At 76.3% G+C, this 20,369-nt stretch carries 16 protein-coding genes and 2 pseudogenes; 10 read left to right on the forward strand and 8 right to left on the reverse strand.

Annotated elements, in window-relative coordinates; translation table 11 throughout:
* Positions 1-228 precede the first annotated feature (228 nt).
* Positions 229-1,182, reverse strand: coding sequence for a fibronectin type III domain-containing protein (locus IHE55_RS29085; RefSeq protein WP_197992404.1), 954 nt, complete (start codon positions 1,180-1,182; stop codon positions 229-231).
* A 463-nt stretch (positions 1,183-1,645) separates the two neighbouring features.
* Here IHE55_RS29085 and IHE55_RS29090 point away from each other — a divergent pair, with 463 nt between their 5' ends.
* The 3 genes from IHE55_RS29090 to IHE55_RS29100 all read left to right on the forward strand — a co-directional run bounded on the left by IHE55_RS29090 (position 1,646) and on the right by IHE55_RS29100 (position 2,761).
* On the forward strand, positions 1,646-1,801 hold the full coding sequence (locus tag IHE55_RS29090) for a hypothetical protein (protein WP_197992405.1): 156 nt from the start codon (positions 1,646-1,648) through the stop codon (positions 1,799-1,801).
* A gap of 10 nt (positions 1,802-1,811) precedes the next feature.
* Positions 1,812-2,081, forward strand: coding sequence for a hypothetical protein (locus tag IHE55_RS29095; protein WP_197992406.1), 270 nt, complete (start codon positions 1,812-1,814; stop codon positions 2,079-2,081).
* A 110-nt stretch (positions 2,082-2,191) separates the two neighbouring features.
* Positions 2,192-2,761: an AAA family ATPase gene (locus IHE55_RS29100; RefSeq protein WP_197992407.1), complete on the forward strand. Its 570-nt coding sequence runs from the start codon at positions 2,192-2,194 to the stop codon at positions 2,759-2,761.
* 435 nt (positions 2,762-3,196) lie between these two features.
* Here the strand turns inward: IHE55_RS29100 and IHE55_RS29105 are convergent, their stop codons facing one another.
* The gene (locus tag IHE55_RS29105) at positions 3,197-3,991 is read right to left on the reverse strand and encodes a helix-turn-helix domain-containing protein (protein ID WP_197992408.1); all 795 of its coding nucleotides are present in this window, start codon (positions 3,989-3,991) and stop codon (positions 3,197-3,199) included.
* A 362-nt stretch (positions 3,992-4,353) separates the two neighbouring features.
* Here IHE55_RS29105 and IHE55_RS33340 point away from each other — a divergent pair.
* From IHE55_RS33340 to IHE55_RS29120, 4 genes and pseudogenes are all read left to right on the forward strand, one after another.
* A pseudogene (locus IHE55_RS33340) lies at positions 4,354-5,325 on the forward strand (dihydroxyacetone kinase subunit DhaK); the annotation flags it as partial.
* 192 nt (positions 5,326-5,517) lie between these two features.
* On the forward strand, positions 5,518-6,078 hold the full coding sequence (locus IHE55_RS33345) for a DAK2 domain-containing protein (protein WP_372442803.1): 561 nt from the start codon (positions 5,518-5,520) through the stop codon (positions 6,076-6,078).
* Between the two features lie 246 nt (positions 6,079-6,324).
* Positions 6,325-7,260 (forward strand): aldo/keto reductase, encoded by a 936-nt coding sequence (locus IHE55_RS29115; protein ID WP_197992410.1) that lies wholly within the window; start codon positions 6,325-6,327, stop codon positions 7,258-7,260.
* 961 nt (positions 7,261-8,221) lie between these two features.
* On the forward strand, positions 8,222-9,340 hold the full coding sequence (locus IHE55_RS29120; protein ID WP_372442796.1) for an ABC transporter substrate-binding protein: 1,119 nt from the start codon (positions 8,222-8,224) through the stop codon (positions 9,338-9,340).
* A 160-nt stretch (positions 9,341-9,500) separates the two neighbouring features.
* Here IHE55_RS29120 and IHE55_RS29125 read toward each other — a convergent pair whose 3' ends face one another.
* From IHE55_RS29125 to IHE55_RS29145, 6 genes and pseudogenes are all read right to left on the reverse strand, one after another.
* Positions 9,501-10,694: a VWA domain-containing protein gene (locus IHE55_RS29125; protein ID WP_197992412.1), complete on the reverse strand. Its 1,194-nt coding sequence runs from the start codon at positions 10,692-10,694 to the stop codon at positions 9,501-9,503.
* A 163-nt stretch (positions 10,695-10,857) separates the two neighbouring features.
* Positions 10,858-11,022: pseudogene (locus IHE55_RS33545) on the reverse strand (hypothetical protein); the annotation flags it as partial.
* Complete coding sequence (locus IHE55_RS29130) at positions 11,019-11,882, reverse strand: AAA family ATPase (RefSeq protein WP_197992413.1); 864 nt, start codon at positions 11,880-11,882, stop codon at positions 11,019-11,021. The pseudogene IHE55_RS33545 and the gene IHE55_RS29130, both read right to left, overlap by 4 nt.
* A gap of 346 nt (positions 11,883-12,228) precedes the next feature.
* Positions 12,229-13,101 (reverse strand): D-alanyl-D-alanine carboxypeptidase family protein, encoded by an 873-nt coding sequence (locus tag IHE55_RS29135; protein WP_372442804.1) that lies wholly within the window; start codon positions 13,099-13,101, stop codon positions 12,229-12,231.
* 462 nt (positions 13,102-13,563) lie between these two features.
* On the reverse strand, positions 13,564-15,534 hold the full coding sequence (locus IHE55_RS29140) for an FAD/NAD(P)-binding protein (protein ID WP_307826957.1): 1,971 nt from the start codon (positions 15,532-15,534) through the stop codon (positions 13,564-13,566).
* A gap of 89 nt (positions 15,535-15,623) precedes the next feature.
* Positions 15,624-16,700 (reverse strand): amino acid ABC transporter permease, encoded by a 1,077-nt coding sequence (locus IHE55_RS29145; RefSeq protein WP_197992415.1) that lies wholly within the window; start codon positions 16,698-16,700, stop codon positions 15,624-15,626.
* Between the two features lie 861 nt (positions 16,701-17,561).
* Between IHE55_RS29145 and IHE55_RS29150 the strand changes: the two genes are divergently transcribed.
* The 3 genes from IHE55_RS29150 to IHE55_RS29160 all read left to right on the forward strand — a co-directional run bounded on the left by IHE55_RS29150 (position 17,562) and on the right by IHE55_RS29160 (position 20,285).
* Positions 17,562-18,695, forward strand: a complete 1,134-nt coding sequence (locus tag IHE55_RS29150; RefSeq protein WP_197992416.1) for an LLM class flavin-dependent oxidoreductase — start codon at positions 17,562-17,564, stop codon at positions 18,693-18,695.
* Complete coding sequence (locus IHE55_RS29155; RefSeq protein ID WP_197992417.1) at positions 18,695-19,297, forward strand: GNAT family N-acetyltransferase; 603 nt, start codon at positions 18,695-18,697, stop codon at positions 19,295-19,297. Before IHE55_RS29150 ends, IHE55_RS29155 begins: the two co-directional genes overlap by 1 nt.
* 97 nt (positions 19,298-19,394) lie before the next feature.
* On the forward strand, positions 19,395-20,285 hold the full coding sequence (locus tag IHE55_RS29160) for an ABC transporter substrate-binding protein (RefSeq protein ID WP_307826931.1): 891 nt from the start codon (positions 19,395-19,397) through the stop codon (positions 20,283-20,285).
* The last annotated feature ends 84 nt before the right edge of the window (positions 20,286-20,369 follow it).

Here is a 20,369-nt window from a genome sequence, read left to right on the forward strand (position 1 = left end):
TGGCCGCCCGCAGACTAACGGGCCGTGACGGACACCGCCACGGCGCCGCGCCCCGGACCCGGGCCCCTACCAGGTCCCGGGCGGCCACCCGCCCCGCCTCCCCGGGTCGGTCCGGAGCCGGCCCCCGGACGGATGGACGGCCCCGGCGCGCCCACCGCGGTCTCCGGCGCCCCGGCCTCGGAGCGTCACCGGTGCGTCAGGGGACCGCGGAGGGCGGGGCGCGGCGACTCAGCCGGGCATCACCACCGTCCGCTGGGCGGAGAAGTCCCCCCACTTCCCGTCCGGCAGCCGGGCCCGCAGCTTGACGCTGTACCGGGTGCCGGGGCCGCCGGAGACGGGGGTGCTGTACGTCGCGGTCCCGGCCGGCGGGTCGGCGCCCCAGACGATGGTGGTGGCCATCTCGCCGTTGAGGAAGAGCTGGTACTCCGTGACCGGCCCACCGGTCCGCGGGGGCTTCCAGGACAGCTCGACCGAACCCTCGCGCGCGGTGGCGGTGAGCCCGGTGGGCGCGGTGCTGGGACCCTGGCCGGGGGCGGCTGGCGTGGTCAGATCGACGGCCGTGCTGTCCGCCGAGGAGTGCTCCGCCGCGTCGCGGGCCCGGACGGTGAAGGTGTAGACGGTGCCGGGCCGCAGGCCGGTGAGGTGCGCGGTGGTCCGGTCGCCGGGCACGCTGTGGATGCGGGCGTCCTCCTGGTAGATGTCGTAGGAGGTGACCTTCACGTCGTCGGTGGACCCCTTCCAGGTCAGGGTCGCCGTACGGCTACCGGTCACGGTGCCGCGCAGGGCGGTCGGCCGGGTGGGGGCGCGGCGGTCCTCCGGGCTGGCGGCCGGGGTGGTGACGCTCACCGCCGCGCTGGGGCGGGACAGGTTGCCGGCCGCGTCGCGGGCCCGGACGGTGAAGCTGTACGCGGTCCCCGGGCTCAGCCGCTCGATGTCCACCATGCGTTTGGTGGCCGGCAGCGTGGCGACCTTGGTGCCCTTGCGGAAGACCTCGTACCCGGCGACCCCCTCGTCGTCGGTGGCGTGTTCCCACATCACGTGCACCGAGGTGGCGCTGCCGGCCTGGACGGTGACACCGGAGGGCACGGAAGGGGGCTCGGTGTCCTTGTCCTCACCGCCGCACGCGGCGAGCAGGCACGCGGCGGAGACCGCGAACACGACGGTGGCGGGCGGGCGTGGCACGTTCGGGCCTCCCCAGACGGGATCATTGGTTCAGACCTATATCTCCCACAGGTGGTGGCGGGGCTACAAGACTCCTGCCGCATCCCGGCCCTTCCCTCGCCCCTCTCCCCTCCGCCCCGGCCGCCGGGCAGGCATCGCCGGCACCGGGCGCCCGGGCGCCGCGCGTGCCCGGCCCCGGGCCGTTCGGGTGGGGGGAACCGGTACGCGGGGGCGGGGGGCCGGCGAGGTACGGAACCGGCACGCCCTGGACGGCGTGGCGCGAGCCGGGTGGGCGGGGCCGTGGCCGGAGTGTGCCGGAAGCCGGGCGGCGGAGGGGGCCGGTGTGGGACCATGCCGGCGGCACACCGGGTGCGCGGGTGTCCCGACCCGGCGGCGACCGTGCCCCGGGGCGGTCCGTGCGGGTCACCGGGCGGTCAGCTGTTCGGTGTTCACCTGGCGGACGGGCCTGCGGCATGCTGGCCCGGTGTCCGAACAACCATGCACGGCCTGCGGCGGGGACCGCGTCACCGAGCACACCGAACACACCCTGGAGCTCGACGAGGACGGCAACCAGGTGCCGGTCACCCGGAGCTGGACCGGGCCCTGCGGCACCTGCCACGGCAGCGGAACCCTGCACTAGGAGATGTCCCATGCGTCCCATCCACCTCTGTCTCGGATGTGCCTGCTTCTACCTCCCCGCCCCCGCCCTCCCGTTCAGTCCGGTGCACTGCGGCTCGCCGGAGTGCCGGAACCAGGTCCGGGGCGCGCTCGCCCGGATCGGTCTGCCGGAGGAGACCGTGGCCTGCTGGGCCTCGCGGGCCGCGGGGCTCGACGGCAAGCCCCGGCGCCCCCGGCCCGGGCGGCGTCCCCGCGGCCGGCGACCGGCCACCGCCTCCGGGGCGCGGAGCAAGCTGCAGTGACCGGTCGTCAGGCCGGCGGGCCTCGCGCCGGCGGACCGAACGGGGTCCGGCCCGGGGACGGACGCGACGGGGGACCGGCCGGGACGGCGGCGGCGACGTACCGGTTCATCGTGGTGACGGGCGGCCCGGGATCGGGGAAGAGCACCCTGATCGACCGGCTGGCGGAGGCCGGGTTCCACCGCTCCCACGAAGCGGGGCGCGGAGTCATCCAGGACCAGACGGCGATCGGCGGGCGTGCGCTGCCCTGGACCGACCCGGCGCTCTTCGCCGAACTGATGCTCGGCTGGGAGCTGCGCTCGCACCGCCTCGCGGCGCACCACGCGGGCCCGGTCTTCTTCGACCGCGGCGTGCCGGACGTCATCGGCTACCTCAGGCTCTCGGGTCACCCGGTGCCCGGGCACCTGGACACCGCCGCCCGCGCCTTCCGCTACCACCGACGGGTGTTCATCGCACCGCCCTGGCCGGAGATCTACGTCCGGGACGCCGAACGGAGGCAGTCCCCGCGGGAGGCGGAGCGGACCTACGCGCACATGGTGACGGTGTACACCGAGTACGGCTACGAGCTGGTCGAGCTGCCCCGGGCCCCGGTCGAGGAGCGGGTGCGGTTCGTCACCGCCGCGCTGGGTGTCGAGGGTCCGGCCCGCGCCGGCCCGCCGGGGACGGCCGGCGAGGATCCCTGACACGGTGCCGGGGGCACCGGACACGGCGTGCCGAGGGGGACGGCTTCCTGCCGGGGTACGGGCCCGTTCCGGCTGCCTGTCAGGTCCCGGCCGCCCCGGCCGGTGGCGGGCGGTCATCGGCCAGCGGTCACGGTGGCCCGTACACCGGTCCGTCAACGAGCCGCGCAGGGTGCGGGTGGCGCCCCGCGCACGGAAGCACCTGCCCGTGACCGGCGCACGCCTGGCGTGAGTGCGCCCCGACCGGCGCGTCCGCCCCGGCGCACGCCCCGTCGGGAGGAGGGGCGCGGAAAGGTGCGCCGGGGCGCGCGGCGGGCACGCTCGACGGAGGGCACCCCAGGGGACGGCCGGGCGAGGACCCACCGCAGGCCGGGCGGGGACCCACCGCGGGAGGCCGGGGCAGGGACTGCCGTGGGACGGGCGCCGCCGCCCGCCAGGTCACGGGAACGAAACCGCCGGGTCCAGCGCCGCGATCATGACCCAGCGCAGCGACCGGTCCGCGTAGGGGGCGCAGACGGTGACCCGTACCTGTACCGGGGCGGGGGCGACCAGCGGGAAGTACATCGGCACCGGGGCGCCGCCGGTCACGCCCCCGGGCCGGCCGGGCGCCTCCCACAGCTCCGCGACGCCGGGCATGGCGCGTACCTCCCGCACCACCTCGTCCAGCCGCCGGTCGCCCGGGCGCCGCTGCCAGGCCAGCCGGAGGTGCTCCAGCAGCGGCCCGGCCCAGCTGCGTTCCCAGTCGCGCAGCTGGTACCGGGCGTCCGGGGAGAACACCCAGGTCATCACGTTGGCTCCGGCGCGCACCAGCCACGGGCAGTGGCGGGCCGCGACCGCGTTGGCCGCCAGTACGTCCCACGCCCGGTCGGTGATGAAGCTCAGACACCGCTGCTGGTGCATCAGGTCCAGCAGCGCCGGGCCCGGCCGGGTGGCGGAGACCGGTTCCGGGGGGCGGTGGCCGGTGCCGTGGTGGAGGGCGGCGGCCTGCCTGGGGGACAGGCCCAGTATCCGGACGATGCCCGCGATCATCTCCGCCCCGTACCGGCGGTCCTCGCCCTTCTCCAGCGCCCGGTACCACCGCTCGGACACGCCCAGCAGCAGCGCCATGTCGAGCTGGGTCAGATACGTCCGGTGCCCGCGCAGCGGCACCGGGTCCGGCACCAGCCGCGGGTCCCTCGCCATGCGCCAGGCGCGCAGCATCCGGCCGAGGTCCTCGCGCCGAGCATCCGCCACGGTAAAGACCTCGCAAAGATGAAGCTGCCGACCGGTGAATCTGAGCTGCGCTTTTCGGATTTTCATCCGGATTGACGCAGGTGGCAGCATCGCACACCGGGACCCCGACCGGAACCGCCGGGTACCGGAACCGTGCCGTACCGATCTTCCGAGGTGCGGGGCGGTCATGGTGTGAGCACCGATCCGCCGGCCCACGGGTTCCGGGCGCGCGCCCCTCGGTACGGCGTATCCGCACACCCTCACGCCGTACCCGCGCGCGGCCCGCGGCGCACGGCCGGGTCGGTACGGTCGACCGCGCGCCCCGGTCGCGACCACCGCCGCACTCGCATGCCCGTACACCCGCACCAGACGGAGGCTCGACGATGAGCTACTTCCTGCCGGAGACCGACCCGGTCCTCACCGCGGCCCGGGGGCTGGCCCTGGCCCACCCCGGCCTGATCGAGGTCAACAGCTCCCCGCTCTACCTGCGGGCCCGCGCACCGCACCCGGACCGCACGGTCGGCCTGGTCTCCGGCGGCGGCTCCGGCCACGAGCCCCTGCACACCGGACTGCTGGGCCTCGGCGGCCTGGACGCCGTCTGCCCCGGCGCGATCTTCGCCTCCCCGCACAACCGGCAGATCTACGAGGCGAGCGTGGCCGCGGCCGGCAGCGGCGGCGTCCTGCACATCGTGAAGAACTACACCGGCGATGTGATCAACTTCCAGATCGCCGCGGAACGGCTGCGGCACGACGGCATCCCGGTGGCGACGGTCCTGGTCGACGACGACCTGGCCACCGACGCCGCCGACAGCGCCACCGGCCGCCGGGGCACCGCCGCCACGACGGTGGTCGAGAAGCTGCTCGGTGCCGCCGCCGACCGGGGCGCGTCGCTGCAGGAGCTGGCCGACCTTGGCGCCCGGGTCGTGGCCGCGTCCCGCAGCGTCGCGGTCGCCGCCCGCGCCCAGACCTCGCCCACCACCGGCAGCCCGGCCTTCACCCTCGGCGCCGGCACCCTCGACTACGGCGTGGGCATCCACGGCGAGCGCGGCACCCGGACCATCGCCCACCCCCCGGTGGACGACCTCGTCCGCCGGATGACCGACGACCTCTTCGACGCCCTCCCCGCCGGCCCCGACGAGGTGCTGGTCGTCGTCAACGGCCTGGGCGCGACGACCGGCCTGGAACTCCACGCCATCGCCGACCTGCTCCACACCCAGTTGCTCGCGCGGGGCATACGGCCCCGGGTGATGGCCGTCGGCACCTACACCGCCGCGCTGGACATGGCCGGGTTCTCCCTCACCGTCACCCGACTGGAGCCGGGCTGGACCGAGCTGTGGGCCGCCCCCACCCGGACCCCGCTGGACCTGCCCCGGCGCATCCTCACCGACGACCACGCCCCTCACGCCCCGGCGGCACCGTCCCGCCCCGGTGCCACGCCGGAAGCGGCCACCGCCGCCCCCGGTGAGGCCGGCGGCCGTGCGGTCCTCGACGCCTACGCGCGCATCGTCACCCAGGTGCGCGACAACCTCACCCGGCTCGACCAGCTGGTGGGCGACGGCGACTTCGGCGACAACCTGGCGGGCGGTGTGCGGCGCGCCGTGGAACTGGCCGACACCACCGGCGCGGACGGCATGACCGCCCTCGCCGGAGCCTTCCTCGACGACGTCGGCGGCACCAGCGGCCCGCTGTTCGGCCTGCTCTTCCAGCACCTGGCGTCCGCCGTCCCGTCCGGGGACGGGGCACCGGACCGCGCCGCCCTGGCCACCGCCACCGCCGAGGGCCTGGCGGCCGTGCAGCGGGTCGGCGGGGCGGTCGTCGGCGACTGCACCCTGATCGACGCCCTCGTCCCGGCCGCCGAGGCACTGGCCGCCGCGGCGGACACCGAGGCGCCGCTCACCGAAGCGGCCCAGGCGGCCGTCCGCGGTGCGCTGGCCACCGCCTCGCTGCGGCCCCGGCGCGGCCGGGCCAGCTACGTCGGCGACCACGCCATCGGCGTCCCCGACCCCGGCGCCCTTGCCGCGGCCCTGCTCTACGTCGCCCTGGCCGACGTCCATGAGCCGGCCACGGCCACCCGGCTGCCCGCCCCCGGGTACATCACCCTGCACTGACCGCCGCCGGCGGGCCACGCGCTCCCATCCGCGGGGGCCCGCCGGACCGCCCACCGCGCCGGGCCGGTCCCCGTTCCGTACCGGCCCGGCGGGTCGTCACCGCCGGGCGTCCGGCCCGGCGCCACCGGAGTCCGCGCGGGACGCCGCACCATGGCCGGGCGGGGCGGGCGCGCGCCGTCCCCGGCGCGCGGGCACACCGCCCCGGCCCCCGCCACCACCCCCCGACCCGAAGGGACCGGCCGCCCCATGACCGCACTCGGCCTCGGCCTCGCCGCCGTCGGCAGGCCCGCCTACCTCACCGGCGGCCGCGCCGCCGACCTCCCCGACCGCTCGGTGGACGGTCTGCGCAGGCGCTGCCACGACCTGCTCGACCTCGCCCGCCGCCTCGGCGTCCGGCACATCGACGTGGCCCGCTCCTACGGCCGCGCGGAAGAGTTCCTCGCCGAGTGGATCGCGGAGCGGAACCCGGCCCCCGACGAACTGTTCGTCGCCGGGAAATGGGGCTACACCTACATCGGCGACTGGTCCCTGACCGCGCCGGTGCACGAGGTCAAGGACCACTCCCTCGCCGCCTTCCGCCGCCAGCGCGAGGAGACCCGGGCGCTCCTCGGCGACCGGCTCGACCTGTACCGGGTCCACTCGCTCACCCCGGACAGCCCGGCCCTCACCGACCCCGCGCTGCACCACGCCCTGGCCGGCCTGGCCGCCGAAGGCGTCCGGGCCGGGATCTCCACCAGCGGCCCGCGGCAGGCCGACGCCGTCCGCGCGGCGCTGGAGATCACGGTGGACGGCGTCCCGCTGTTCAGCTCGGTCCAGGCCACCTGGAACCCGCTGGAGCCGTCGGTGGCCCCCGCCCTGGCCGAGGCCCGGGAGGCCGGCTGGCTGGTCGTGGTGAAGGAAGGCGTGGCCAACGGCCGGCTGACGGGGGAGGAGGCGCCCGCCGCGCTGCGCCGGATCGCCGCCGAGCTGGGCACCGGGACGGACGTGGTCGCGCTCGCCGCGGCCTGCCACCAGCCGTGGGCCGACGTGGTGCTCTCCGGCGCCGCCACCCCCGCGCAGCTCGCCTCCAACGCCGCGGCCACCGCCGTGCGGCTGACCGACGACCACCTGGCCGAGCTGGCCGGGCTGGCGGAACCGGCCGACACGTACTGGCGGACGCGGGCGGCACGGGCCTGGACCTGACCGCCGGCGCCGGGTCCGGCCGGCGCGCCCCGCCGCCCTGCCGGGCCTCGGCGGGGTCCCCGGCCGCGGAACCGGGTCCGGCCGGGCCCTCCACCGGCGGCCCGGAGCGGGTCCGGCTACGGGTCGTCCGTCCGCCGCCCGCTCCCGCCCGCCCGATTCGCCCGTCGCCCCGCTCCCGCCCGCCTGCGCTCGCCGGGTCCGTCCGCCGCCCGCTCCCGCCCGATTCGCCCGTCGCCCGCCCGCGTCCGCCTGGGCTCGCCGGGTCCGCCCTGTCGCCCCGCTCGCCTCCGCCCGGGCCGCCGCCGCCCGCCTCGCGCCCAGCCGGTCCGCCCATCGCCGCGCCCGCTCCCGCCGACTGCGCCCGGCCGGTCCGTCCGCCGCCTGCACCCTCCGGCCTGCCCTGCCCACCGCCCGCTCGCCGCCGAATCCGGTTCCGTCCGACCGGTTCGCGGCAGGACCCGGCTCACCCGTCGGCCGCCCTGGGCCCGACCCCTGCGGCCGGCACCGTCCTGCAGCTCGCGCGGCCCCGGCCTGCCCAGCCCGGCTTCCGCTGGATTCTCCGTCCGTGCGGCCCCCACCCCGGTGGCCGCCCGACCGGGGGTGTCCACCGCCGCGTGCCCACCACGGCCGTCGCGCCCGCCCACCGCCCGCCCGTCGCCGCGTCCGGTCCGTCCACGGAACGGCGTGCGGCAGGGCCCGGCCCACCCGCCGGCCCAAAGGGCCGACCCCGGGATCGGCCCCGCGGCCGGCACCGTCCTGCAGCCCGTGCGGCCGCGTCTCCGCCCCGGGCCGCGGCCTGGCCCCCGCCCGGCTTCGATGCCCGTACCCGCCCCGCCCCGGTGGCCGCCCGTCCCTGGGGGCGGTCCGCCGTCGCGTATCCGTCCCGCCCGTCGTCCGGCGGTACGGCAGCCGCACCCGCCCGGCACCCGGTCGGGCCGCCGCATCCGTGGGTACCCGGCGCGTGTCCGGCGGTGCCCCGATCCGGCCGCGTCCTCGGTCCGGGGTGCCCGCCGGACCCGGAGGAACGTACGAGCACATGATCAGGGACAGCCGGTCCACGGCCGAGGGCGGCCGGCAGGCGGCGCGGGAGCTGGTACGGGACGAGGACGCGCGGATCGTGGTGACGCTGGCGGGCACCCAGGTGCTGCCGGCGGTCGCCGACGCCTGTGAGGAGGCGGGCGTGCCGTGCGTGTCCAGCACCTTCCCGTGGCAGGTCTACTACTACGGGCGCGGGGCCGCGGACACCTCGCCGTTCCGCTTCACCTACCACTTCTGCTGGGGCCTCGACGACATCGCCGCGACCTTCGCCGATCTGTGGGAGCGGCTGGCCGGTCCCGGGCGGACGGTGGGCTGCCTGTGGAACGACGGCCCGCAGGGCGGCTGGTCGCGCGACCGGGAACGGGGATTCGCCGCCGTCGCGCACCGCCTCGGCCACCGGCTGGTGGAGCCCGCCGCGGCGTACACCGAACCGGCGGCCGATCTCACCGGCCACGTGGAGACGTTCAGCGAGGCCGGCGCCGACATCGTCACCAGCGCCGCCACCGCCCGGGACCTGGGCCTGTACCGGGCCCAGGCGGCCGAGCGCGGCGCCACCCCCCGTCTGATCACCTGTTCGCGATGGCTCGCCTACCCGCCCACGGTCACCCCGGACGGCGGGCGGCCGTCGCACGCGGACGTCGCCACGCTGGTGTACTGGACCCCGGACCACCCCTACCGCTCCTCGCTCGACGGCCGGACGGCCGCCGAACTGGCCGAGGCCTACGAGCGGCGCACCGGCCGCCAGTGGCTGCAGCCGCTCGGACTGGCCCACGCGCTGTTCGAGGTCGCCGTGCACGCGCTGCGGACGGCCGCCGACCCCACCGACCCGGCGGCGGTGGCCGAGGCGGTCGGGCGCACCCGGCTGGAGACCGTCGCCGGACCGCTGGACTGGACCGGCGGACCGGTGCCGAACGTGGCCACCGTGCGTCTGGCCGGCGGCCAGTGGCAGCCGGGCACCCGGCACCCGTACGAACTGGCGGTGGTGAGCAACCCGCACATCGAGGGGCTCCCGGTCGGGGCCGACCTGGTGCCGCTGCGGTGACCGCGGGACCGGGGGCCGGTCACCGTGCCGCACACCCCGCCCGGCCCCCACCACGAGCCGGGACGCACCGGGCGGCGGTCCGCCCACCGGCCCACCGCCGTCCGGCAGCGGCCCGCGGCACCGGACGGCGCCGCGGGCGGACGCCGGACGGCCCGCGGGGTCAGACCGGCAGCAGCCGGGCCACCAGGTCGCCGAGCTGCCGTGCGTTGCGGCACTCGTGCATCTCCACGATCCGCGCGTAGTCCAGCGCCACCGAGTCGCCGGTCGGCCACGCCGCCCGCCGCTCCGGGTTCAGCCAGTGGACCCGGCGGACCCGGCCGGCGATGTCCCGCAGGGCCCCGAGGTTGGGATCGGCCCCGTTGGTCCGCGCGTCGCCGAGGACGAACAGCGCGGTGCGGGGGCCCAGGGTGTCCCCGTACCGGGCCGCGAAGTCGCCCAGCGCGGCCCCGTAGTCGCTGCTCCCGTGCCACCGGGACACCGACGCCTCCGCGGCGATCCGGGCGGCCAGCTCCGCCGGGTCGGCGGCACCGCGCCGGACCAGGCCGGTCACCTCGTCGGCCCGGTTGACGAAGGCGAACACCCGGACCCTGCTGAACTGGTCGTGCAGCGCCCGGGCCAGCAGCATGGTGAAGCCCGCGAAACCGGCCACCGACCCCGACACGTCGCACAGCAGCACCAGTTCGGGCCGCCCGGGCCGGCCGTGGCGCAGCACCGGCCGCACCGGGACGCCGCCGGTGGACAGCGAGGCGCGCAGGGTCCGCCGCAGGTCGATCCGGCCCCTGGCGGCCCGTCGGCGCCGGGCCGCCAGCCGGGCGCCCAGTTTGCGGCCGAGCGGCTGGACCGACCGGCGCAGCTCGGCGAGTCGCGCGCGGTCGGCGTGGAGGAAGTCCACCCGGTCGGTGGTGGGCGGCAGTGCCCGCCGCGCGATCTCCTCCGCGCCGCGTACCTCGGCCACCCGGCGCCGCGCCTCGGTCCGCACCTCCTCGCGGAACCCCTCGATCCGGCGCCGGATCTCGTCCCGCTCCAGCCGCTCGGTGAACGCCCCGGGGGCCGCGGCCTCCCGCTCCCGGACCTCCGCGAGCACCCGCGCCAGCAGCGTCTGGGGACGCAGCCGGTCCAGGGTCTGGTGCGCGGACCAACCGCCCTGCCCGGCCCCGCCGGCCCCCGATCCGCCGCCGGCCCCGGACCCGCCCCGCCCGGGCCCGCCGCGCACGGGCCCGCCGTCCCGGCCGGAACCGCCGCCCGCCCCCGCGCCGTTCCGCGCCGGCCCGCCGTCCGGCCCGGCGAAGGCGCCGTACCCGCCCAGCGTCTCCACCGCCTCGGCCGCCAGCCGGGGAGAGCGCGGCCCGGTCATCGGTGGCCAGGGCCGCCGCCAGCCGGTCCCGCAGCTCCTCGGTGCCCTCCCGCCCGCCGGGGGCCCGGCCGCGCGGCGGCGCCGCCCGTGATCCCACCCCGAGCGGGAAGTACAGGTCGAAGACCGGGTCGAACACCGCCCGCTGCCCCTGGCGGTGGAGGAGCGTGGCGGCCAGCCCCGCCCGCAGCCGCTCCCGGTCGGCCAGCCCCAGCACCGCCACCGTCCGCGCCGCGTCCACCGTCTCGCTGGTGCCCACCCCGACGCCCTGCGCGCGGAGCGCCCGGACCAGCCCGGTGAGGCGGTCGCCGAGGTCCGGTGCCGCGCTCACACCGCGTCCAGATCGAGCTCCGCGGCGGCCTTCTCGATGTCCTGCCGGTGCTTGAGGATCACACCCAGGCTCTCCCGCACCACCGTCCCGTCGAGCGAGCCGGCGCCCAGCGCGAGCAGCGTACGGGCCCAGTCCACGGTCTCCGCCACCGACGGCGCCTTCCGCAGGTCCATCGCCCGCAGCGCGCCCACCACCCGCACCACCGACCGGGCCAGCGCGGCGTCCAGCCCGGGCACCCGGGCGGTGACGATCCGCCGCTCCAGCTCCTCGTCGGGGAAGTCGATGTGCAGGAACAGGCAGCGGCGGCGGAGCGCCTCGGACAGCTCGCGGTCGGCGTTGGAGGTGAGGACCACGAACGGCCGGCGGGTCGCGGTGATCGTGCCCAGCTCCGGCACGGTGACCTGGAAGTCGCTCAGCACCTCCAGCAGCAGCGCCTCCACCTCGGCGTCCGCCTTGTCGATCTCGTCGATGAGCAGTACGGCGGGGCCGTCGTGCCGGATGGCGGCGAGCAGCGGCCGGGGCAGCAGGAACTCCTCGCCGAAGATGTCGGTCCGGGCCCGGTCCCAGCCCTCGTCCCGCCCGGCGCTGATCCGCAGCAGCTGCTTGGCGTGGTTCCACTCGTACAGCGCGCGGGCCTCGTCGATGCCCTCGTAGCACTGCAGGCGCACCAGCCGGGCCCCGGCCACCTCGGCGACCGCCTTCGCCAGCTCGGTCTTGCCGACCCCGGCCGGCCCCTCCACCAGGAGCGGCTTGCCCAGCCGGTCGGCGAGGAAGACGGTGGTGGCCACCGCGGGCGAGGTGAGGTAGCCGGCGGACGCGAGGCGCGGGGCGACCTCGTCCGCCGTCGCGAAGAAGGACAAGATGACCTCCGGCTCGGCGAGGCACGGCGTGGCTGACCCCCGTACTCGATCAGGTCACCGGCCCGCCCCACCAGCGGAACGGCGATGATCGTGTCGAACGTCACGACACGGCCGCCGCCCCGTTTCGCGACGGCCGGATCGCCGGCCCGACCCACCGGGCCGGCGGGCGGAACGGGTGAATCCGCGGTCCGCCGGCACACGCGGCCGCCGGACCAGCACTCCGCCGCCCACGGGCCGCCGGCCACCCGCCGCGGAGCGAGGGGGTACCTGCCGGGGGCGCACGCGACGGGGGCCCGCCCGCGGCCGGGACGGTCGCGGACGGGCCCCCTGGGGCTGAGCGGCGGGACTACTTCTTGAAGCCGTAGTCCAGCAGCTTCTTGGCGTCCGACGCCCGGCTGGTCGCCGAGGTCGAGGTCAGCACCGTGCCGATGACGGTCTTGCCGTTACGGGTGGCGGAGAAGACCAGGCAGTACTTCGACTCCGGGCCGGAACCGGTCTTGACCCCGGTGGCTCCCGAGTAGCTGCCCAGCAGCGGGTTGGTGTTCTTCCACTCCATGTAGCGGTAACCACCGTTCTTGGTGGTCACCTTCTGCTTGGTGGACTTCGTCTTCACGATCGTCCGGAACGTGGAGTACTTCATCGCGCTGCTGGCGAGCTTCGTCAGGTCACGCGGCGTCGAGTAGTTGTTGCCGCGCCCGATGCCGTCGAACGAGTCGAAGTGCGTGTTCTTCAGGCCCAGGCTCTTGGCCGTGGCGTTCATCTTGCCGATGAACGACTTCACCCGCGCCGCCCGGGTGGAACCGGTGCCGAACTTGTCGGCCAGCGCGTACGCCGCGTCACAGCCGGACGGCAGCATCAGCCCGTACAGCAGCTGACGCACCGTCACCTTGTCGCCGACGATCAGCCGGGCCGAGGAGGCGTAGTTGTTGGCGACGATGTAGTCGCTGTACGCCTTCTGGACCGTGACCTTGGCGTCGAGGTTGAGGTTCGGCTGGGCCAGCACGACCCGGGCCGTCATGATCTTGGTGGTGGAGCCGGTGGACCGGCGGGTGTCGGCCGCCTTGGTGTAAAGCGTCTTGCCGGTGCCGTTGTTCATCACGAACCCGCCCTTGGCGGTGATCGAGGGAACCGCCACCGCCGTCTTCGCCGTGGCCGCCCCGGCCACGGAAGACTGGGCCGGCGCGGCTTGCGCGGGGACGGTGACCGCCCCGGCAGCCATGACGGCCCCCGCGGTCACGGCGACCGCGGACGCGAAACGGATGCTCTTCACGCTGGTTCTCAAATGGATACTCCCATGCACTGCTCATGGCCACGCACGTGGCCTGTGGGTAAGACCGGCGAGAAGGCGTGAAGGATGTGCGCCGGGTGTGTGGATTTTCCCGGGGAGTTCAGGTAGAGGCGTCCGGCCCCGGCGGGACCCGCGACCGGGACGCGCGACAGGGACGCGCGACAGGGATGCGCGACCGGACCCGCGACAGGGATGCGTGACCGCCACGGGCGGGGGGCGCCACCGGCCCGCGGGCGGCGCGTGACGGTCCGCGGGTGGACACGCGACCGGGCCGCGACCGGGCGGGACCGCGCCACGGGCCCGGGTGCGCCGCGCCCGGACCGGATATCCCGGCCCGGAGGCCCGGACCGGAAGCCCCGGCCCGGGTCCCGGAACCGGCAGCCGCGGCCCGGGTCAGGCCGGACCGGCCGGCCGCGGCACCCCGGCCCCCGGCCGCCCGGCCGGTGACGCCGCACCGAACTCGCCCGCGGCCAGCGCCCGGAGCAGCAGCCGGGCCACCGCGTCGTTCTGCCGGAAGCCGGGGGAGTCGGTGCGCGGCCGGGCGAAGGCCGCCACGGCACGGCTGTTGGTGGGCGCGCCCAGCGCGATGCGCCGCGGGTGCGGACCGCCGGCGCCGGGGTCCAGCACCCGGGCGTCGCCGGGATCGACGCTGAGCAGCCCCGAGCGGTGGGTGTGGGTGGCGTCCGAGAGCACCTCCTCGGTCAGCTCCCCGCCGCGGTGCAGCGCGCGCAGCAGCGGATCCTCGGTGCGCTCCAGGGAGGGCGCGGGCAGATACGCCTCGATCAGCGCGGTCGCCGTGACGGTGTGCCCGGGGACGGTGGGGCTGGTCGCGGTGAAGGTGCCGGTCTCCTCGTCGGTGCCCACCCTCAGGTCCCCGCCGAGGAACCGGACGACACCGGCCTCGGACAGGGCGAGCAGCTGGCGCAGCCGGAAGCCGGGCGGACCGGAGGCGAGGAAGCTGAAGAAGCCGTGCCACCAGCCGTCGATGCCGTCCGCGACCGAGCGGGCGGTCAGCCGCCCGGAGGCCACCAGCGGCGGCAGCTGCCCGTAGACCGAGAGCAGGGCGAGGAAGGCGCCCAGGTCGGCGCTGTACGCCGGGTCCTCGCGGCGGGCGACGTCCCGGGCGATGTGGTCGCGCAGGTGGTCCTGGAAGGACTCGGGGGTGGGGAAGGACAGCCCGTCCAGCGGGCGGTCCAGCGCCTCCAGGTCCAGCCGGTCGGCGGGGTCGGGCACCGCCGAGGCGACCAGCGCGGCCATCTCCGCCGAGTACCAGGGCAGCCGGTCGAAGGCGGCGAGGAAATCCGGCCAGCCGAGCGCGGTGCGTTCCGGGTGCCCGTGGAACAGCTCGTGGTAGTGGCCGAAGCCGATCTCCTTGGCCATCAGCGGCCACAGATCGGTCCGCAGGTCCAGCGGCCGGTCCCGGGCGAGCAGCGCCGCCACGGCGTCCGGGCCGAAGTGGCGGGGGAACGGCGGGCGCGGCCCGCGGAGCCGGTACCGGGTCTTGGCGTGGTACGGCACCCCGCGCCGCGAGCCGACGTGGAGGAACGGCTCCCGTCCGGACGGCAGATAGCGCAGGGTGCCGTCGGGCGCGGTCCGGTAGCGGCCGCCGCGCCCCTCGGTGAGGAGCACCATCAGATCGACGAAGGCGAGCCCGAACCCGCGCAGGATCACGTCCTCGCCGGGCCGCAGGCCGGACAGGTCCGCGTCGGAGGAGAACTCCGGGGGCAGGTGGAAGCGGCGGTGCCGGCGGGCGAACGCCGCCAGCCGGGCGTGCCGGCCGCTCGGTTCGGCGCCCAGGTGGCCTTGCGCCAGGACGACCAGGTCCGCGGTGAGCGGGTCGGACCGGTCGGCCAGACGCACCCGCTGCGGTCCGTCCGGGGGGCCGGTGACCGCGGTCGCGGTGGTGCGGTGCCACTCCACGGTGACCGAGGGCGGCAGTTCGCTCAGCGCCCTGCGGAACACCCACTCCAGATAGGCGCTCTGCACCCGCCGGGTGGGGAAGTCGGTGGGGGCCAGCGCGCGCAGCTCGGCGAGGACCTCCGGGTCGGACGGCTCCGCGTACGGGGCGTACCGCGGGCCGTCCCCGGAGAACTGGGCGGCCCACTCGGCCAGGGACGGCCCCGGCCGGACCGGCCCCCGCACGGTGGACGCCTCGTCGGTGAACATGGTGACGTCCTCGGCCATGGAGTTCATCCGCAGCAGCGGCGACTGGTCCCGCCGCCACACCCGGCCGGGGCCGGGCGGGTGCGGGTCGATCAGATGGATGTGCAGCCGCCGTTCCGCGGGCCACAGTCCGGGGGCGTTGGCGGCGATGCGCTCCAGCAGCCCGGTGGCGCGCGGACCGGCCCCCACCACGGCCAGCACCGCCGGCGGGGCACCGCCGGCCGGGCCGTCCCCGGCGGGCGCGACGGCCGGACCGGCCGGCTCCGGCGCCCGGCGCTCCACGGCGGCGGTCACCGGTCACCACCGGGGACCGGGCGGACCTCGGCGGCGGGGGAGCGGCGCGGCGTGCCCCCCACGGTCGCCAGGCGCCGGCGCAGCCGTTGCAGCGGGGTCGGCGGGAGCGCGCGGGCACTGCCGCGCGCGTAGTACCGCTCGACGTAGAACTGACCGATACTCAGCACCGTGGTGACCGCGATGTACCACAGGGTGGCGACCATCAGCAGCGGGATCACCTGGTAGGTCTGGTTGTAAACCAGCTGCACCGAGTACAGCAGGTCGTGCACCGCCAGCACGCTGACGATGCTGGTGCCCTTCAGGGTGCCGATCAGCATGTTCCCGGCGGTGGGCACGATGGAGCGCATCGCCTGCGGGACGACCACCCGGCGCAGGGTGCGCCATCGGCTCAGACCCAGTGCCTGGGCGGCCTCGGTCTGCCCCGGCTCCACCGACAGGATGCCGCCGCGCACCACCTCGGCCGCGTAGGCCGCCTCGTGCAGCGTCATCCCGATGACCGCGGTGAGGGTGGGACCCAGGAGGTTCACGGTGCTCACGCTGAACAGGTCCGGGCCGCCGAACGGCAGACCGACGCCGAGCGTCGGGTACAGCGCCCCGATGTTGAACCAGAACAGCAGCTGCACCAGCAGCGGGGTGGAGCGGAAGATCCAGACGTAGCCCCAGCTCAGCGAGCGCAGCACCGGGTTGGCGGACAGCCGCATCACCGCCAGCCCGGTGCCCAGCAGGAAACCGAGCACCATCACCGCGCCGGTCAGCCAGAGGGTGAGCAGCAGTCCGTCCAGCACCGCCCGGGTGGTGAACCAGTCGCCGACCACGTCCCACTGGAACGCGTCGTTGCGCACCACCGAGTTGACCACCAGCGCGAAGAGCACCAGGGCGATCACCGCGGCGGTCCAGCGGCCGGGGTGCCGGCGCGGTACGACCGGCAGCGCGTCGCCCGGGGCGGGCGGTCCGCCCTCCCGCGCGGGGCCCGGCGCGGACGGCGGTTCCGGACGTGCCGCTGCGTGACGGTGGGCCGTCTTCAGGGCGGGGAGCGCGGTGCGGCGGGGGGGGCGGGACAGGGACGGCGGCATCGAAAGGTGTGGCCATCACGGGCTCTTTCGGGGAGGGGCGCGGGCGGCGGAGGCAGCCGGCGGCACACGCGGCTGCGAGCCGGCGGTGTGGCGGCCGGCGCGGTCTCATCACGCACGTCGCGTCCCTCAACGCGACCGGAAGGCCCCGGTGCGGAACCGGAGACACGTCCGCCGCGATCGTATGTGCGGGCGGCCGGAGGCTGTCAAGGCGGTGGGCGGCGCACGGCTCCGCCTCCCGGCATGTGGACCGATACGTCCCGCGATACGGACGGTGGTTGACGGGACAACGTGCCGGGCCGCTCAATTACCTCCATGAATGCCCAGCAGCGTTTGGTCACCCGCGACCACATCGACTTCGGTCGGGTGTGGTCCGCCGCCTGTTGCGCCTGACTCGGCAGCGGGCTGTCTGACCGGCCCTTCCCTCCCTCGGTCCCCCCGTTGCGGGCCGAGCTCCGCGCGTAGCGCCGCCCACCGCCCGGTCCGTCCGGTCCCGGGCGCGGCCCGCCGCCCGAGCTCCCCGGACCCACGCTGCCGCAGTTCCCGGTACCACCGCCTAGGTGTCATCACGCCCGCGCCCGTCGGCGGGACGCCTTCCCGCGCCCGCCCGTTCCGGCCCCGCCGTCATCCGAAGCATCGCGCGTCCCGTTCCCGGTTCCACCCGCACTCCCGCGCGTCCCGTTCCCAGCTCCACCCGCACTCCCGCGCGTTCCGCTCCTGCCTCCACCCGCACTCCCGCGCGCCCCGGCGCCCCGCCGCCCTCGCCTGACGGTCGTCAGCAGGTCGGCAGTGGGTCGCCGGACCGCCCGGACGCGTCGTCACCCGCGCTCACGCGCCGTTCCTCCCGCACCGAAAGGTTGTCCCATGCCTGTGGAGTTCCTCGGCATCGCCGCCACCAACGACGGCTCCGAGACCACCGTCCGCTCCGGCCTCGCCTTCGACAAGGAGTACACGCTCAAGCTGGCCCGGGCCCACGAGGACCACGGCTGGGACCGGGTGCTGTTCGCCTACGGCTCCGGCTCCCCCGACCCGGCGCCGGCCGCCGCGTACATCGCCACGAAGCTGGAGAAGCTGCAACTGCTCCTCGCCCACCGGCCCAACGTCTCCTACCCCACCTTCGCGGCCAAGACCTTCGCCACCCTCGACCAGATCAGCGAGGGCCGCCTGACCGTCCACTTCATCACCGGCGGCAACGACCACGAGCAGGGGCGGGAGGGCGACACCCTCGGCAAGGACGAGCGCTACGCCCGCACCGAGGAGTACATCCGCGTCGTCAAGAAGATCTGGACCACCCGCGAACCCTTCGACCACGAGGGCGAGTACTACCGCTTCCACGACTTCGTCAGCGACGTCTTCCCCCACCAGCAGCCCCGGCCCGGCGTCTCCTTCGGCGGCTCCTCCCCGGCGGCGTACCGGGCCGGCGGCGCCGAGGCGGACATCTACTGCCTGTGGGGCGAGCCGCTGGACCGCACCGCCGAGCAGATCGAGGCGGTCAGGGCCGCCGCCGCGGCCGCCGGCCGTACCGAGGTGCCGCGGTTCCAGGTCGCCTTCCGTCCCATCATCGCGCCGACCGAGGAACTGGCCTGGGAGAAGGCGCACCGCACCCTGGGGGCCATCCGCGCCCGCCAGGGACGCGGGGAACACCCCAGCCCCCGCCACCACGACCGGCCCGCCCCGGAGAACACCGGGTCCCAGCGCCTGGTCGCCATCGCCGAGGCCGGCGAACGCTACGACCGCGCGCTGTGGACCGCGACCGCCGCCGCCACCCGGGGCGCCGGCAACTCCAACGCCCTGGTCGGCACGCCCGAGACGGTCGCCCAGGCGCTGCTGGACTATTACGACCTCGGCATCGAGATCCTCTCCGCCCGCGGCTACGACCTGGTCGACGACGCCATCGACTTCGGCCGGTACGTCATCCCCATCGTCCGCGAGGAGGTCGCCAAGCGCGACGCGGCACGGGCCGCGGACGGCGGCCGGACCCTGGCGGCGGTGCGCTGATGACCACCCTCGCCCAGCCGCCCGGACCGGCGGACCTCCAGGTGGTGGCCGCCGCGGTCACCGACCCGCTGGTGGAGCCGCTGCTGCGGGAACTCGGCCACGAGTACACCACCCGCTACGGCAGCCAGGCCCACCAGGAGCTGGCCCGCTACCCGGACGAGGAGTTCACCCCCGCACGCGGCGGAGCGCTGCTGTTGCTGCTGGAGGACGGCGCCCCGGTCGCCGGCGGCGCGTTCCGCCGGTACGACGCGGTCACCGCCGAACTCAAGCGGATCTGGACCCACTCCGGCCACCGGCGGCGCGGCCTCGCCCGCCGGGTGGTGGCCGAACTCGAACGGGAGGCCGCCGCCCGCGGCTACCGGCGCGTGTACCTCACCACCGGCCCCCGTCAGCCGGAGGCGCGCGGACTGTACCTGGCCACCGGCTACACGCCCCTGTTCGACACCGCGGCCGACCCCGAGACGATCGGCCCGCTGCCCTTCGAGAAACACCTCCGTCCCGCCGCGGCCCCCGCACCCCCTGCCCGCCGCGGCCCCGCGCACCACAACCCCCCGCCGGCCCCGCCGCCGGCCCGCGTCCCCGAAAGGCCCCCGCACCCGTGAAGCTTCCCGGCACCCGCCCCCGACCGCCCGCGAGCCGCCCCCCCGCGCGGCCCGCCGCCGGCTGCCGCGCCCGGCCGCGGCCGCCGCCGCCCTGCTGGTGCTGTCCGGGCTGACCGCCTGCGGGTCCGGCGCCACCGGCGCCACCGCGGAGGGCGCCTCCCCGGTGCCCACCGGCGACCCGGCGGCCGAGGTGCGGAAGGTGGACTCCATCGCCGCGCTGCTCCCCGCCGACGTCCGCGCCAAGGGCTCGCTGCGCGTGGGCACCTCCACCGGAACCCCGCCCGCCGCCTTCTACCCCGGCGGCTCCGGGCGGGAGCCGGTCGGCCAGGACATCGACATCACCGACGCGGTGGCGAAGGTCCTCGGCCTCCAGGTGCGGCGCCAGGACGCCTCCTTCGAGTCGATCCTGCCCGCCCTGGGCAGCGGCAAGTACGACGTGGGCACCGGCAACTTCGGCGTCACCGCCGAACGGCTGAAGACCATCGACTTCGTCACCTACATCGACGACGGCCAGGGCTTCGCGGTGCGCGAGGGCAACACCTCGCTGGGCAAGAAGGTCACCGACCTCACCCAGCTGTGCGGACTGACCATCGGCACCGGGGCCGGGACCACCTTCGAGACCACCCTGCTCAAACAGCGGAAGGTGTGCGCCGAGGCCGGCAAGAAGCCCTACGAGGTGAAGGTGTTCTCCGACACCGGGGCGGTCACCACCTCGCTGCAGCAGGGCCGTGTGGACGTGGTGATGTCCACCATCAACGGGCTGCGCCACCAGGCGGCCCAGCCCGCCGCCCGCACCACCTTCCTGGGCGAGTACCACCGCCTCGACGTGGGCTTCGCCTTCGCCAAGGGTTCCCCGCTCACCCCCGCCTTCCGCGCCGCCGTCAACCACCTGATCAAGGACGGGACGTACGACCGGATCCTCCGGAAGTGGGGCACCACCGCCTCCGCCATCCCCGAGTCGCGGATCAACCCGCCCGAGCAGAGCTGAGCAGGAGCCCACGATGGGACTGACCACCGACCCCGGGCCGCCCGGCGCCCGCCCGCCCGCCGCCGGAGCCGGCGACCGGACGCC

Origin of the sequence: Streptomyces pactum, assembly GCF_016031615.1 — a bacterium.
Lineage (GTDB): Bacteria > Actinomycetota > Actinomycetes > Streptomycetales > Streptomycetaceae > Streptomyces > Streptomyces pactus.